Consider the following 14,873-nt stretch of genomic DNA (forward strand, 5'->3'; position numbering starts at 1 on the left):
AAGGCACTCGACGGCGGGTGTGCCGCCATCGCAAGGAACACTCACCTAATGCGGTGCTTCAGGTCAAGTTCACGGACCGCACACGAACGGTTCCGTGTCCCCGTCGTGATGTGACCGTGACCTTGCCCTCCGACCAAACGGAAACTACCGCGTAGAAGGCTTGCAAGGAGCGATTCCGGACCAAAACGCTATCGCCTCGTGACCATACGGTCACGGTATGTCAGCTAGACGGCTCGACGCCCTTCGAAGGCTCGACCCAGAGTGATCTCGTCGGCGTACTCAAGGTCACCACCGACCGGCAGGCCGCTCGCCAGGCGGGTGACGGCGATCCCCATCGGCTTGACCATCAGCGCCAGATAGGTCGCCGTGGCCTCACCCTCCGTGTTCGGATCTGTGGCGAGGATCAACTCCTTGACCTCGCCCGTGCCGAGCCGCATCAGCAGCTCACGGATGCGCAGGTTGTCCGGGCCGATGCCCTCGAGCGGATTGATCGCCCCGCCGAGCACGTGGTAGCGGCCCCGGAACTCACCGGTCCGCTCGATCGCCACGACGTCCTTGGGCTCCTCGACGACGCAGAGCACCTCGTTGGTGCGGCGGGGGTCACGGCAGACCCGGCACTGCTCCGACTCGGCCACGTTGAAGCAGGTGGTGCAGAACCGCACCAGCTCCTTGACCTTGCGCAGCGCGGTGGACAGCCGGTTGACGTCGGCCGGGTCCGCGGACAGGACGTGGAAGGCGATCCGCTGGGCGCTCTTCGGGCCCACGCCCGGGAGCCGCCCCAGCTCGTCGATCAGGTCCTGGATGGCGCCTTCGTACACGCGATCAGAACCCCGGCAGGGTCAGGCCACCGGTGGCCGGCCCCATCTTTTCCTCGGTGAGCTCCCGCTGCGCCTCGGCCGCGTTGTGGATCGCCGCGAGCACCAGGTCCTCCAGCGTCTCCACGTCATCCGGGTCGACGGCCTTCGGGTCGATCTTCACCGACTTGTACTCCCCGAGCCCCGTCACCACGACGGTCACGAGCCCGCCGCCCGCGGTGCCGGTCAGCTCTGCCGCAGCCAGCTCAGCCTGCGCCTGCGCAACCTGCTGCTGCATCTTCTGCGCCTGCTTCATGATCTGCTGCATGTTCGGCTGTCCACCGGGCCGCATGACACCGCTCCTCAATCCGATCGAAAGTCCTCGACAACGCCGAGCCCCGTCAATAACCACAACCCGCTCGGCGCAATCGCCGCCCAGCGTAGCCGCCGCGCACCCCCGCACCACCACACGCCACTCGGGCGTCAGCTCTCCCCGATCTTCTCCGCGCCGAGCGCCTCCTGCAGCAGCCGCATGGCCTGCTGCTCGCTGCTCTCCCGGGCGGTCTTCTCGTCGATCACGTCGTCCAGCGGCTCGTCCCCCGGGTCGAACCCCTCGAACCGGGCCCCCCGCGCCGGCGGACCGTCGTACTCCGGGTCGTACGGCGCCTCCTCCGTGGGCGACCCGTCCGCCCAGGCGTCGCCGCCCGCCGGCTTGGCCCCCTGCCGGGTGGCCGCCGCTCCGCGGGCTCCCGCAGCCGCAGCCCGCGCCGCCGCCAGCCCACTGCTCGGCCCCCTGCCCGGCCCAGCGTTGCGCCCCGCACCCGCAGCGCCCCCTGCCGCCGACCCGCCTCCCGCAGGCCCACCTGCCGCCGAGCCGCCTCCCGCAGGCCCGCCCGCCGGTCCTCCGCCCGCAGTTGCACCGCCGTCCCCCGCACGCGCCGCCCCGCCTGCCGAAGCACGCGCCGCTGCCCGCGCAGCCGCAGCCCGCGCAGCCGCCGCCGCCGAACCTCCCGCAGCCGCCTTGGCAGCCGCGGCACCACCTCCGCTCACTGGTTGCGCCGCAGAGTCATCTCCGGGCCGTACTGCCTCTCGGCGGTCGTCCACTTCCCCGGTCCTACCGTCGAGAGCGTGCGTCCCACCGCCATGAGCGGCGCCGCCGACGTCACCAACCCCCGGCGCCTGGGCCTGCAGCGCATCGCCGACGACACCCCGAGCGCCAAGCTCAGCGCCGCCGTCTGCCTCCGAGCCACCCCCGGCAGAAGGAACAACTCCGCCACTGCCCGGACCGCCCGACCGGCTGCCCAGCCCAACAGACGACGCGACGGCCCCGTCGCCCGACGGCGAACCCAGCCCGGCCCCCGGCTCGCCCGACAGGGAACCGCCGGCGGGCCCACCCGCCGCATGGCCGGCCGCGCCGGCTCCGTTCACACCGCTGGAAGCACTGCCGCCGTCCGCAAGCTCGCCGCCAGGCACACCACCCGCGACGGCACCGCTGAGACCGCCCGAGACGGCACCGGCCGAACCGCCCGCGACGGCTTCGCTCGGGCCGCCGTCCACAGCCCCGCTCGGGATACTGCTGCCGGCCACAACACTGCTTGTCCCGCTGACGTGCGGCCCACCGCCCTCGGCGGCATCCCTGGGAGCGCCGCCGACCGCGCCGCTGACGGCCGTTCCGCCGGAAACGCCACCGTCGAAGTGCCCACCAGCCGCGCCCGGAGCGCCGGAAGCGCCACCGTCGAACTGGGCGCCAGCCGCGGCCGGGCCGCCGGGAGTTCCGCTCGGCATGCTCGTCGCGGCGGAACCGATCCCCCCGGACGCGGGGCCACCGGCAGCCGCGGCGCCCTGGGCACCGCCGGGCGGCCCGCTCTCAGCGCCGGAGCGATCGTCCGCCGAGTCTGCGGTCGGCTTGGGAGGGCTTGTCGGGATGGCCCGCACCTCGGGCCAGCCGCCATCGTCCTCCTCGTCGACCGCCGGAGCGGGAGCGGCGAGCCCGCCCGGCCGGGCCGGCTCCGGCCAGTCGTCGTCGCCGCCGGAAGCGGGGGCCTCCGGCTGTCGGCGCTGGGTGTGCGGGGCCCGTCCGGATGCTGCGGGCTGGGCCCCAGCAGAAGGCGCACCGACCGGAGCGCCCGGGGAGGCCGCACCGGCGGCGGTGCCTGCCCCACCCCGGCTCGGAGCCTGCCGCTGCCCGGGGCCGCCCTGCCGGCCCGGCGCCCGGCCGTCGGCCGACGCACCGCCGCGCGCGGGACGGCCCTGCGGCGCCGAGCCGTACGACGTTGCACCGGCCGCGCCCGCGACCTCGCAACGGATCTCCCAGTGGCCGCCGAGCACCTCGTAGAGCGCGTTCGCGATGATCGCCGCCCCCTGGGTGATCCCCTGCGCGTGCCGCGGCGAGGGGACGGTCAGCACGACCGTCTCGCCCTCGAGCTCACGCACGGTGGCGTCCGCGGCCATCGCGCGCAGGATCACCCCGCGTGGCTGCTTCTTCACCTCGTCGAGCACCTCGGACCACACCTGCCGCACCGCATGGGCCGTCAACTGGCCCGGCCCAGCAGCCACCGCCTCGACGGCCGCGGCCCCCGGCTCCTCGGGCGCATCCGGCAGCACGCCGGCCGGCTCACCCCGCCGTACGGGAGGCGGCTCGACCTGCGCGGACGCCGGCGCGGGCCGCCCGGACGCAGCGACCGACGGCTCGGCCCGCCCGGGCGCGCTCGCCACCGAGGAGCTCCGCTGAGCGCCGTCCCCGGCAGCCCCGGACGGCCTCGAAACGGCGGGACCGGAGACGTACTCGTCCGGCTCCGGCTCGTCGTCCCACGGCGGCTCGTCGTCTTGCTCGGACGCGGCGCCCGCGCCATGCCCAGCGGCCGAAGCCGCACCGGCGGCCACTTCGTTCCAATCCGGCTCACCGCCACGCGCTGCGGCGGCACCGGGAGCAACCGGGGCGTCGGCACCATGTGCCGCAGCGGCGGAGTTCACGTCCGCAGAGTCAGCGGCCGGCGACTCGCCGCCGTCGGGACGGGCACCGACAGACCCCGCAGCCTGCGCACCACCGCTGACCGGGCCGGCGCCGCCAGACGCAGCGGGCGACCCGACCCCGGCAGAACCAGCGCCCGCGGAAGCAGCAGCGGGCGACGCACCCGCGGCAGAACCAGCGCCCGCAGACGCAGCCCCGGCGGGACCCGCGGCCGCAGACGAAGCGGCCTGCGACCCAACCCCGGCGGCGCCCGCGCCCGCAGACGCTGCAGCGGGCGACCCAACCCCGGCGGGACCAGCGCCCGCAGACGCAGCGGCAGGCGAGGCATCCTCGGCAGAACCAGCGCCCGCAGACGCCCCAGCGGGCGACCCAACCCCGGCCGGACCAACGCCAGGAGATGCAGCGCCCGGAGACTCGGCGGCACCAGGACCGGCGCCAGGACCGGCACCGGCCGCGCGCCCTCCGCCGGTGGCCCCAGCCCGCCTGGCAGCAGCCGCAGCGGCGGCCCGAGCCGCAGACCTCCCACCACCCCCAGCGGCGTCGAGGGCTTCGGCAGCGGCCGGGGCGGCAGCGGCCGGAGCCGGGACGGCAGTGACGGCAGCAGCGCCCGGCGCCGCAGCGACCGCAGGCGCCGAGCCGGCCTCGGGCAACGGCTCGCCGCCCAGGATCAGGCGGCGCTCCATGCGTTCGAGACGCTGCAGCAGCGCGCCGGTCGAGTCCTCGGCGCCCGGCAGCAGCATGCGCGCGGTGATCAGCTCGAGCAGCAGCCGGGGCGCGGTGGTGCCGCGCATCTCGACCAGGCCGTTGTGCACGATGTCGGCGCAGCGGGACAGCGTCGCCGGGCCGAGCCGGGCCGCCTGGGCGCTCATCGTCTCGAGCTGGTCGGCCGGCCCGTCGATCAGGCCCTTGGACACCGCGTCGGGCACCTGCTGCAGCACGATCAGGTCGCGGAAGCGCTCGAGCAGGTCGGAGGCGAACCGCCGCGGGTCGTGCCCGGCCTCGGCCACCCGGTCGATCGTCGAGTAGGCCGCCGCGCCGTCGCCGGCCGCCAGCGCGTCGCACATCTCGTCGAGCAGCGTGACGTCAGTGACCCCGAGCAGGGCCACCGCCCGGGCGTAGCTGACCCCGTCGGGCCCGGCGCCCGCGATCAGCTGGTCGAGCACCGACAGCGTGTCTCGCGCGCTGCCCCCGCCGGCCCGCACCACGAGCGGGAAGACCGCCGGCTCGACCTGGATGCCTTCGGCGTCGGTGAGCTGCTGCAGATAGGGGCGCAGCACCGCGGGCGGGATCAGCCGGAAGGGGTAGTGGTGGGTGCGGGACCGGATCGTGCCCAGCACCTTTTCCGGCTCGGTGGTGGCGAAGATGAACTTCACGTACTCCGGCGGCTCCTCGACGAGCTTGAGCAGCGCGTTGAAACCGGCCGACGAGACCATGTGGGCCTCGTCGATCACGTAGATCTTGTAGCGGCTGCCGGCCGGCGCGAAGAACGCCTTCTCCCTGAGCTCGCGGGCGTCGTCGACACCGCCGTGGCTGGCCGCGTCGATCTCGATGACGTCGATCGAGCCGGCGCCGTCGTTCGCGAGCGAGCGGCACGAGGCGCACACCCCGCACGGCTCGGGCGTGGGGCCCTGCTCGCAGTTGAGCGAGCGGGCCAGGATGCGGGCGCTGGACGTCTTGCCGCAGCCACGCGGGCCCGAGAAGAGATAGGCGTGGTGCAGCCGGCCGCTGCGCAGAGCCTGCGACAACGGCTCGGTGACGTGCTCCTGGCCGATGACCTCCGCGAACGTGCGCGGACGGTACTTGCGGTATAGCGCGAGTGCCACTGCTGCCCCTCCTCGACGACCGCGCCATTGTCCGCCGGGGGTACGACAAGAACCAACCCAGGACCCGCGGGAGGGAGGAGGAAAAGAAAGGGCCCCCCGTGCACCCGTCAGAGCCCGCTTATCCTTGCTGCCTTCCGGCCCTGGGGAGGTTCACGAGATGCACGCCGCACGAGGGGCTACCAAGAGCGTACCCGGTGCCCTCGACCGGCGAGGCGGGGACCCGTGCGTCCCGCGGCACACGCATCTGTATCCTGGCTGACGGAGGATTCGCCTAGAGGCCTAGGGCGCACGCTTGGAAAGCGTGTTGGGTTCACACCCTCACGAGTTCGAATCTCGTATCCTCCGCTTTCAGCGAAGCGAAGAGCCGGGCGGCATGCCCGGCTCTTGCTGTGTCCGGCCCCCTCAGAGCTGGGCGGCGGCGATGGCGTCCTCGACCTCGGGGAAGATGGCGAAGTACCGGCTCAGGCCGATCGTCTCCATCAGCTGGACGAGGAACGGGGTGGCGCCGGCGAAGCTGAGCCAGCCGCCCCGCGCGTCGATGACCTGCTTGCTGGTGACGAAGGCGCTCAGCCCCACCGAGTCGCAGAACTTGAGCGCGCTCAGGTCCACCACGATTTTCGGCACCGGCCGCTCCAGCAGATCCGCCAGGGTCCCGTGGAGCCCCGCGGCGGTGTCCGCGTCCAGCTCGCCGCGCAGGTGCAGAACGGCGATGTCACTACGGTGATCGGTAACTGTGGCCTGCATGGGAATCGCTTCCTGGCGCTGTTGATGGCAGCTCAGGCTAGATCCACACCGGCAATTGTCACCGGACAAACGGTCCGGGTAGCCAACGCAATGAGGGCCGGATCCACAATAGGATCCGGCCCTCATCGGGAAAGTTCCGGCTGGCCGATGATGTCAAGCAGGCGGCGCAGCCTCGGCTCCTGGCGCCCTAGACCTTGCGCCACCGCCAGCGTGAACCGCGCCACGCGTCGGCCAGGATCATGGCTGATGCCTGGCCGGGACACTGCTGCACCTTCGACTTGCCCTCCGGCCCACCCATCTGAGCCTCGACTTCCCAGAGCTTGCCGTCGGTGCGGACGTAGACGTCACGGCGAGCGACCCGGACGTCACCATTCCACCAGTGATGCTCAACTCTCACGAGTCAAATCTAGGACAGTTTTCAGGCATCGGCGTAAGGCAATCTTGTGAAACTTTCTCACCAGGCGGTTAAAGCGCATTGTCTGATCCGGTGGTTTTCGGCTGGGTGACTTGCGCGACAGCAAGGGTGTTTGGGCCGTTCCGGCAACGTCACGTTGCGTCATCGGCAGAGGTCATGTCCGCGATCTTGAAGCGGCGAAACACCACCGTCACGCGAGCGTCACACACCACCGGGAAGGACCGAACGGACGACCCCGTCCGGGAAGATCCGGATCGCCGGCGCGCCGCGATGCCCGGCGCCCGCAGCAGGATACGGAAAAGCCCGGCGACTGGTTCAGTCGCCGGGCTTTGCCCCAAGCGGTGGTGAAGGGATTTGAACCCTTGGAGGGCGTAAACCCTCACACGCTTTCGAGGCGTGCTCCTTAGGCCGCTCGGACACACCACCGCGAAGTAGGTTACCCGACGCCCGACGGGGCTCGCCGCCGGGTCGCCCGTTACCGCTCCCACCCCGGACGAGCAGGCCGGACCTGGCAGGATCGGCAGCATGAACGAGCTAGAGGAGACGGGCCGATGAGCGTGCACATCGGCGGGCAGCCGGGCGACATCGCCGAGCGGGTCCTGCTTCCGGGCGACCCCATGCGCGCCAAGTGGATCGCCGAGAACTTCCTGCAGGACGCCAAGTGCTACACCCAGGTGCGCGGGATGCTCGGCTTCACCGGCACCTACCAGGGCGTGCCGGTGTCCGTGCAGGGCTCCGGGATGGGCATGCCGTCGGCGTCGATCTACACCCACGAACTGATCAACGAGTACGGCGTGAAGTCGCTCATCCGGATCGGCTCGTGCGGCGCGCTGGCGCCCGAGCTGCAGCTGGGCGACGTGATCGCGGCGATCGGATCGGCGACCGACTCCAACATGAACCGGTCCCGCTTCGACGGTCTCATCGACTACGCGCCGGTGGCCGACTTCGGTCTGCTGCGCACGGCGGTGGAGGTGGCCGAGCGGCAGGGCACCGCGCTGCGGGTCGGACCGATCCTGGCCGCCGACGCGTTCTACACCGACCGTCCCGACCTGTACGACGCGCTGGCCGACTACGGCGTGCTGGCGGTCGAGATGGAGTCCGCCGCGATCTACACGATCGCGGCCCGCTACCGCGCCCGGGCGCTGACGATCCTGACCGTCAGCGACCACATCAAGACCGGCGCGAAGATGGACTCGGCCCAGCGCGAGCGGGGCTTCGGCGACATGGTCCGGATCGGTCTGGAGACCGCGATCACCGGCGCTTCCTGAGCCTGCTGCCGCGGCGCCGCGACCCAGCCCGTACGGGCAGGAACGGCGGCGCCGCGGGCAACGGCCGCGCGGCTCAGGGCGTACGGAGCGAAGTCAGCGGAAGAAGTCGCGCAGGAGCGCCGCGCACTCGTCGGCCAGCACCCCCGCATACACCTCCGGCCGATGGTTGAGCCGCGTGTCGCGCACGACGTCCCACAGCGACCCCACCGCCCCGGTCTTCGGCTCCCAGGCGCCGAACACCAGGACCGACACCCGGGCCAGCACCAGAGCGCCGGCGCACATCGTGCACGGCTCCAGCGTCACCACCAGGGTGCTGCCGTCGAGGCGCCACGTGCCGGCCCGCTCGGCCGCGCGCCGGAGCGCGAGGACCTCGGCGTGCGCGGTCGGATCGCCGGTCGCCTCACGCTCGTTGCCCGCGGCCGCGAGCTCGCGCCCCTGAGCGTCCACCAGCACGGCGCCCACCGGCACGTCGTCCCCGGTGGCGGCGGCCACCTCGAGCGCCCGCCGCATCCAGGCCACGTGCCGCGGCTGAGCCACCAGGCTCACGCCTCGCGCAGCTCTTCCACCTCGTCGCCGCAGCCCATGCGCTGGCAGATCTCGGCGGTCACGTCCGCGGGCATCATGCCTTCGAGCCCGCACAGCGCAAGCAGCCGGTGCGAGCTGATCCCGAGGTCGTTGAGCAGCTCCGCGTCGCCCACCGGATCGGCGTCCGGGTCGGTCGCCGGCCGGTCGGTCTCCTCGTCGTCGCCGCCCTCGGCCAGCTCGTCGATCTCCAGCGCCGGCGCCTCGATCTCGCCGAGCAGCATCGCGCCGATCCGCGACTCGTCGGCGAACGCCGAGTCGGAGCCGAAGACCCGCAGGTCCTCGCCCTCGTCCAGGCGCAGGATGGCCAGATACTGGTCGTCGCTCTCGACGAACAGCAGTGTGACGTCGGCGTCCGGCTCCACGTCACGCAGCGCGTCGACGACCTCGTCGATGTCGGCCAGGCCGCTCAGGTCCAGCTCGGACGCCGTCCACCCGTTCTTGCCCCGTCCCACGGCGGCAGCGAATGTCGACAACTTTCCCCCCACGCGACTTGAGTGTTCGCGAGTGACGGTAGCGGGAAGAACGGCGGGTGCGGCGCGCCACGCCTTGAGCGCGCGGGAAGTCAGTTCACCAGGCGACGACGCATGGCGATGAGCTCCCGCAGACGGGCCTTGCGCAGACGCTGGGGCTGCGTCGTCTCACGCGCCGATTTCGCGCTGGCGAGCGCAGCCAGCAACTCGAGTCGGCGCCGGCGGCGATCGGGGTCGAGCCGGGGCGGTGAGGGGGGCATGAAGCCGAGGTTGAACCTTTTGAAGACCTTAAGTCAAGACCAAGTGCGGACGGCGACGAGGACAGCACATCCGGTCGCCGACAACCCCTGCCAACTTCGGACAATCACCACAACGGCCAGTCCTGAGTGGTGATCCACCGGGCGCCCACGAAGGCCATCGCGACCGACAGCCCGAGCCCGCTCGCCAGCGCGATCCCGACGGCCACGCCGCGGTCGCCGAGAACGGTCAGCACCAGGGCGACCAGCCAGGCGCTGACCGCGGCCAGCACGGTCCACCAGGCGTATCCGGCCAGGTCACGGCCGAGCGCGCCGAACAGCGTCACCCAGGCCACGCCCGAGCCCACACCGGCGAGCAGCGGGCCGGCGTTGACCGGGTGCGGCTCGCGATAGGTCGGCCGCGACGGACCCGGGAACAGCCCCGAGGGCGCTCGCACGGGGGCCGTCGGCATCTCGCCGCGCGGCGCCGGATAGGGCGGCGGACTCGTCTGCCAGGCCTCGCGCCCGTCCGTCACGATCCACCTCCACGCCTACCCAGCGGCTGCCTCCATGCCAGCCTAGCCAGCACGGGTCGGCGTCACCGGCTCACTTCTGCCAGGATGGCCGGGTGCCTTTGGTCCGTACCCTCTCCGGTTTGACCGTTCTGGCCGTCTGCCTCGCCGGCTGCGGCAGCAACGCCGGTCCCGTGCCGGCCGCCGCGACCCCGCAGTTCGTCGAGCCCTCGGCCGCGTCCGCACCGGCGGCCGCACCGACGACGACGGCTCCGGCCCTGCCCGGCTCGCCGACGGCCACGACATCGACCCGCGCGAAGCCGAGCGCCACCGCGAAGCCGACGCCGACGAGCTCGGCCCCGGCCACCGCCAGCGTCAAGGTCAAGTACGTCTTCCCCGTGAAGGCGTCGAACGTCGACTGGCACACCACCCACTCGAAGTACCCGGCGACCGACATCTTCGCGGACTGCGGCGAGTCGGTGGTCGCCACGACCAGCGGCGTCGTGCTCGAGGTGAGCCTCAAGGACCTCTACAAGGAGGGCTCGCCGGACGGCCCCAACAACGGCGGGCTGTCGGTGTCGCTGCTCGGCGACGACGGCGTGCGCTACTACGGCTCCCACCTGAGCAAGGTGCAGGCCGGGGTCAAGAAGGGCGTACGGGTCAAGGCCGGTCAGCTGCTGGGCAAGGTCGGCAAGACGGGCAACTCCAGCGGCGTGTGCCACCTGCACTACGGCATCTCCCCGCCGTGCGCCAAGGTCGGCGACTGGAAGGTGCGCCGCGGCGTCGTGTGGCCGTACTCGTACCTGAGCTCGTGGCGCAAGGGCGGCAGCAAGAGCCCGGTCGCCACCGTCTCCGCCTGGAAGCGCTCGCACAACTGCAAGGCCTAGAGACTTCCGCCGTACGCACGAGGCCGCACCCTCGCCCGAGAGGTGCGGCCTCGTGCTGCCGGGAGAAAGGTCTGGTCAGCCGTGGCGACAGGCCGCTGCTGGGGTGCCCCGGAAGGTCACGCCCTCACGGTAACGGGCAAGATCCACGCCATAACAGGCTCAAACGGACAAATGCATCGCTTCTGTCGGCCAGCCCGCCCCGACCGAACGGCTGATCTTGGCCGTGGGTCTCGGCTGCGGGTCTCGGCAGAACAGTTGTCCACAGGCCGATCCGTTGTCCACAGGTGGGTCGCTCGCGGAGCTCGTGTGGGAGAGTTCGCGGCGTGGAAATCGCCATCGTCGGACTCGGGCTCATCGGTGGGTCGCTGCTGCGTGCGCTGGCCGCGGCCGGTCATTCGGTCACCGGCTACGACGCCGATCCGGCGACCCGTGACCTGGCCGCGACGGCGGGCTTCGAGGTCGCCGATTCGGTGCCCGGCGCGGTCGCCGGGACGGAGCTTGTCGTGCTGGCCGTCCCGCTGCCGGGGCTGCCGGCCGTCCTCGACGAGCTGACCGGCTACGAGGGGCTGGTCACCGACGTCACGTCCGTCAAATCCCCCGTACGCGACCTGGCCGCCCGCCACGGCGTGCGGCGCTTCGTCGGCGGGCACCCGATGGCCGGCAAGGAGACGTCGGGGTTCGCGGCGGCGGAGGCCGGCCTGTTCGACGGCTGCGCCTGGGTGCTCACCCTCGAGCCGCACGCGACCGGGCTGCCCGACTGGCTGACGGCGGCGGCACTGTTCACCCGGCTGGGCGCCCGCGTGGTGCCGGTGACCGCGGCCGAGCACGACAGGGCCGTTGCCGAGGTCAGCCACGTGCCCCATCTGTTCGCCGCGGCGCTTGCCCTGCAGCTCGAGGGCAACCCGCTCGCGGGCACGCTCGCCGCCGGGTCGTTCCGCGACGGCACCCGCGTGGCCGCGACCCGGGCCGAGCTGATCGTCGCCATGTGCGGGGGCAACGCGGTGGAGGCCGGCAACGCCCTGCACCGGCTGATCGGCGAGCTCGACGAGATGCGGCGCCGGTTGGAGGCCGATCCCGTACGGTCCCTCACGCCCGTCGTCGCCCGGGCCGGCGAGCTGCGGTGTGCGTGGCCCACACCGCCCGGCGCGGCGGAAGAAATGCCTGCGACGGTCGACGAGCTGCTCGCGCTCGGGCGCGCCGGCGGATGGGTCACCGCGGTCGCCGAGGACGGGTCGAAGGTGTCGGCAATGCGGCCGGAAACTGGCCGCAATAGTTCCTAGCCTGGGAAGAAGACAGCGAAGCACGAAACTCAAGGAGCCCGCGATGCCCGGTCAGGTCGGTCCCGTCGACAACGAACAGCAGGGCCTGCTCGCCTACCTCGCCCAGATGCGGTACGTGCTGAGGCTGACCGCCTACGGCCTCACCGACGAGCAGCTTCGCGCGGCCCCGTCGGCCAGCGAGCTGAGCGTCGGCGGCCTGATCAAGCACTGCGCCTCCACCGAGGCGGGCTGGATGCGCCAGGTGCGCGGGGAGCCGCAGGTGCTCGACTACGCGGACTACGCGAACAACTTCCGGCTGGCCGAGGGCGAGAGCATCAAGGACGTGCTCGCCCGCTACGACCGGATCGCCGAGGAGACCGAGCGGACGGTCACCGAGCTGAACGACCTCGAGCACCGGATCCCGATCGACCACTCGGTGCCGTGGAACAACAGGGACATGACGCACTGGACGCTGCGCTGGATCCTCCTGCACCTGATCCAGGAGACCGCGCGGCACACCGGGCACGCCGACATCATCCGCGAGTCGATCGACGGCGCCACGGCGTACCCGCTGATGGCCGCCGCCGAGGGGTGGCCGGAGACCGATTGGCTCAAGCCCTGGAAGCCGGCGACGGCCTGAGGCCGCCAGCGCCGAGGAGCAGCGGCGGCGGCGCGGGAGCGGGGACGCGGCCGGCACTGGGGCGCGCGCCCGGAGCAGGGGCGCGGCCGGGGCAGGGGCGCGGTCGGGGCAGGGGCGCGGCCGGGGCAGGGGCGCGGCCGGCTAGGGGTGTTCGCCGCGGTCCAGGCGGATCACACGCTGGTCGGTGACGATGGCGGTGACCAGGTCGTGCGGGGTCACGTCGAAGGCCGGGTTCGCCGCCTCGGCCCACGGGGTGATCTCGGTCGCGCCGCGGTCCTCGATCGGGACGGCGGCGCCCTCGGGGGTGTCGAGGTCGACCGTGGACTCGGGGGCGACCACGACGAACGGCAGGCCGGCACGGCGGGCGCCGAGCGCGTGGGCGTACGTGCCGATCTTGTTGATGACGTCGCCGTTGGCGCAGATGCGGTCGGCGCCCAGGATCACGGCGTCGACCTCGCCGCGGGCCATCAGGAACGGGCCCGCGGAGTCGACCGCCACCCGGTGCTCGATGCCCCACTGCGACAGCTCCCACGACGTGAGCCGGGCACCCTGCAGCAGCGGCCGGGTCTCGCTGGCCACGACCCCGGCCAGGTGGCCGCGCTGGTGCAGCTCGTGCACCACGCCGAGGGCGGTGCCCACGGTCACCGCGGCCAGCCCGCCGGTGTTGCAGTGGGTGAGCAGCCGCGGCCGGGCGCCGCACAGCTCCACCAGCAGGTCGGCGCCGCGGGCGGCCATCGACGCGGAGGCGGCGATCTCCTCGTCGCGCACCCGGCACGCCTCCGCGAGCACGGCCTCGGGCCCCTGCGGCAGCAGCTCGGCCGCCCGCCGGGCGCCGCGCGCCAGGTTCACGGCGGTGGGCCGGGCGGTCTCCACGCGGTGCACGGCGGCGGCCAGCGTCTGGGGGTCGTCGGCGTGCACGCGGGCGGCCAGCGCCACCCCGAAGGCGCCCGCCACGCCGAGCGCGGGAGCTCCCCGCACGGCAAGCGACTGGATCGCCGCGACCAGCTCGCCCACGGTGTGCAGGCGCAGGATCTTGAGCTCCCCGGGCAGCACCGTCTGATCGATGATCTCGATGGCGCCGTCCACCCAGTCGATCGTCCGCATGCCGCGATGCTAGTTCGCGGCGGGGCGGGGCTCGTCAACCGGCGGCGAGGACCGGCAGCGAGGAGCGGGACGGCCCTAGGCTGTCCCCATGGCTTCTCGTGATCCGGTGGCGGACCTGCGGCGCATCGCCTTCCTGCTGGAACGCGCCGGCGAGGCGACCTACCGGGTGCGCGCCTTCCGCTCGGCCGCCACCAAGGTCGCCGCCATGGACGACGAGGAACTGGCTGCGCGCGCGGCCGAGGGCACGTTGAGCGAGATCAGCGGCATCGGCGACGTCACCGCCCGGTGCATCGCCGAGTCGCTGGGCGGCGAGGAGCCGGTCTATCTGCGCCGCCTCGAGTCGACCGAGGGCGTGGACCTGCCCGGCGCGGCCGGTGAGCTGCGGGAGGCGCTGCGCGGCGACTGCCACACCCATTCGGACTGGTCGGACGGCGGCTCGCCGATCGAGGAGATGGCGCTGGCCGCGGTCGAGCTCGGCCACGAGTACCTGGTGCTCACCGACCACTCGCCGCGGCTCACCGTGGCACGCGGGCTGCCGCCGGCCCGGCTGCGCCGCCAGCTCGACTACGTGGCCCGGCTCAACGATCAGCTGCCGGACGGCTTCCGCATCCTCACCGGCATCGAGGTGGACATCCTCGACGACGGCTCGCTCGACCAGGAGGACGCGCTGCTCGAGCGGCTCGACGTGGTGGTCGGCTCGGTGCACAGCAAGCTGCGCGACGAGTCGCCCCGGATGACCAAGCGCATGGTCAACGCGATCGCCAACCCGCACCTGGACATCCTCGGCCACATGACCGGCCGCAAGGTGGCGGCCGCCGGCGAGGGCGACCGCGGTCACCGCAAGGGTCACACCCGGCCGCCGAGCACGTTCGACCTCGACCGCGTGATCGCCGCGTGCGTCGAGCACGGCAAGGCCATCGAGATCAACTCGCGGCCCGACCGGCTGGATCCGCCCAAGCGCATGCTCACCGTCGCCGTGGAGGCAGGCTGCCTGTTCAGCATCGACACCGACGCGCACGCCCCCGGCCAGCTCGACTGGCTGGGCTTCGGCTGCGAGCGGGCCGCGCTGTGCAAGGTGCCGGTCGAGCGCGTGGTCAACACCTGGTCGATGGACCGGCTGCTGGAGTGGACAGCGGGGCACGCATAGGACGTCATAGGGTCGTCT

General features: G+C 72.6%; 14 protein-coding genes, 2 tRNA genes and 1 other RNA gene. 6 read left to right on the forward strand and 11 right to left on the reverse strand.

Going from position 1 to position 14,873, the window contains the following annotated elements; genetic code table 11:
• Positions 1–224: 224 nt before the first annotated feature.
• From recR to ffs, 4 genes are all read right to left on the reverse strand, one after another.
• Complete coding sequence (gene recR / locus ACSNN8_RS11240) at positions 225–818, reverse strand: recombination mediator RecR (protein ID WP_364664520.1); 594 nt, start codon at positions 816–818, stop codon at positions 225–227.
• Positions 819–822: 4 nt separating this feature from the next.
• Positions 823–1,146, reverse strand: coding sequence for a YbaB/EbfC family nucleoid-associated protein (locus ACSNN8_RS11245; RefSeq protein WP_436648592.1), 324 nt, complete (start codon positions 1,144–1,146; stop codon positions 823–825).
• A gap of 131 nt (positions 1,147–1,277) precedes the next feature.
• Positions 1,278–5,588 (reverse strand): DNA polymerase III subunit gamma and tau, encoded by a 4,311-nt coding sequence (locus ACSNN8_RS11250; RefSeq protein ID WP_436648593.1) that lies wholly within the window; start codon positions 5,586–5,588, stop codon positions 1,278–1,280.
• Positions 5,589–5,672: 84 nt separating this feature from the next.
• Positions 5,673–5,769, reverse strand: an RNA gene (ffs, locus tag ACSNN8_RS11255) — signal recognition particle sRNA small type.
• A 79-nt stretch (positions 5,770–5,848) separates the two neighbouring features.
• Between ffs and ACSNN8_RS11260 the strand changes: the two genes are divergently transcribed.
• Positions 5,849–5,933: transfer RNA gene (locus ACSNN8_RS11260), tRNA-Ser, on the forward strand.
• A 57-nt stretch (positions 5,934–5,990) separates the two neighbouring features.
• On the opposite strand, the gene ACSNN8_RS11265 is transcribed toward ACSNN8_RS11260, so the two are convergent.
• From ACSNN8_RS11265 to ACSNN8_RS11275, 3 genes are all read right to left on the reverse strand, one after another.
• The gene (locus ACSNN8_RS11265; RefSeq protein ID WP_436648594.1) at positions 5,991–6,332 is read right to left on the reverse strand and encodes an STAS domain-containing protein; all 342 of its coding nucleotides are present in this window, start codon (positions 6,330–6,332) and stop codon (positions 5,991–5,993) included.
• A 187-nt stretch (positions 6,333–6,519) separates the two neighbouring features.
• Entirely contained in the window at positions 6,520–6,729 is a 210-nt protein-coding gene (locus tag ACSNN8_RS11270; RefSeq protein ID WP_436648595.1) for a hypothetical protein, read from the reverse strand.
• 357 nt (positions 6,730–7,086) lie between these two features.
• Positions 7,087–7,173, reverse strand: a tRNA-Ser gene (locus tag ACSNN8_RS11275).
• 125 nt (positions 7,174–7,298) lie between these two features.
• On the opposite strand from ACSNN8_RS11275, the gene deoD reads away from it, so the two are divergent.
• A complete protein-coding gene (gene deoD / locus ACSNN8_RS11280) occupies positions 7,299–8,015 on the forward strand; it encodes a purine-nucleoside phosphorylase (protein WP_436648596.1) in 717 nt (238 codons plus the stop codon).
• A 93-nt stretch (positions 8,016–8,108) separates the two neighbouring features.
• Here the strand turns inward: deoD and ACSNN8_RS11285 are convergent, their stop codons facing one another.
• The 3 genes from ACSNN8_RS11285 to ACSNN8_RS11295 all read right to left on the reverse strand — a co-directional run bounded on the left by ACSNN8_RS11285 (position 8,109) and on the right by ACSNN8_RS11295 (position 9,779).
• Positions 8,109–8,525, reverse strand: coding sequence for a nucleoside deaminase (locus ACSNN8_RS11285; RefSeq protein ID WP_436649522.1), 417 nt, complete (start codon positions 8,523–8,525; stop codon positions 8,109–8,111).
• Between the two features lie 32 nt (positions 8,526–8,557).
• Positions 8,558–9,073 (reverse strand): tRNA adenosine deaminase-associated protein, encoded by a 516-nt coding sequence (locus ACSNN8_RS11290; RefSeq protein ID WP_436648597.1) that lies wholly within the window; start codon positions 9,071–9,073, stop codon positions 8,558–8,560.
• A gap of 361 nt (positions 9,074–9,434) precedes the next feature.
• On the reverse strand, positions 9,435–9,779 hold the full coding sequence (locus ACSNN8_RS11295; protein WP_436649524.1) for a hypothetical protein: 345 nt from the start codon (positions 9,777–9,779) through the stop codon (positions 9,435–9,437).
• A 182-nt stretch (positions 9,780–9,961) separates the two neighbouring features.
• Between ACSNN8_RS11295 and ACSNN8_RS11300 the strand changes: the two genes are divergently transcribed.
• The 3 genes from ACSNN8_RS11300 to ACSNN8_RS11310 all read left to right on the forward strand — a co-directional run bounded on the left by ACSNN8_RS11300 (position 9,962) and on the right by ACSNN8_RS11310 (position 12,604).
• Positions 9,962–10,705, forward strand: a complete 744-nt coding sequence (locus tag ACSNN8_RS11300) for a M23 family metallopeptidase (protein WP_436648598.1) — start codon at positions 9,962–9,964, stop codon at positions 10,703–10,705.
• A 323-nt stretch (positions 10,706–11,028) separates the two neighbouring features.
• Entirely contained in the window at positions 11,029–11,985 is a 957-nt protein-coding gene (locus ACSNN8_RS11305; RefSeq protein ID WP_436648599.1) for a prephenate dehydrogenase, read from the forward strand.
• Positions 11,986–12,028: 43 nt separating this feature from the next.
• Positions 12,029–12,604 carry a DinB family protein gene (locus tag ACSNN8_RS11310; RefSeq protein ID WP_436648602.1) on the forward strand — a complete coding sequence of 192 codons (576 nt, stop codon included), beginning with the start codon at positions 12,029–12,031 and terminating at the stop codon, positions 12,602–12,604.
• Positions 12,605–12,745: 141 nt separating this feature from the next.
• Here ACSNN8_RS11310 and mtnA read toward each other — a convergent pair whose 3' ends face one another.
• Positions 12,746–13,708, reverse strand: coding sequence for an S-methyl-5-thioribose-1-phosphate isomerase (gene mtnA / locus ACSNN8_RS11315; RefSeq protein WP_436648604.1), 963 nt, complete (start codon positions 13,706–13,708; stop codon positions 12,746–12,748).
• Between the two features lie 88 nt (positions 13,709–13,796).
• On the opposite strand from mtnA, the gene ACSNN8_RS11320 reads away from it, so the two are divergent.
• Positions 13,797–14,855, forward strand: coding sequence for a PHP domain-containing protein (locus tag ACSNN8_RS11320; RefSeq protein ID WP_436648605.1), 1,059 nt, complete (start codon positions 13,797–13,799; stop codon positions 14,853–14,855).
• The last annotated feature ends 18 nt before the right edge of the window (positions 14,856–14,873 follow it).

Source organism: Actinoplanes sp. URMC 104 (genome assembly GCF_051386375.1).
In the GTDB taxonomy this organism is placed as follows: Bacteria; Actinomycetota; Actinomycetes; order Mycobacteriales; family Micromonosporaceae; genus Actinoplanes.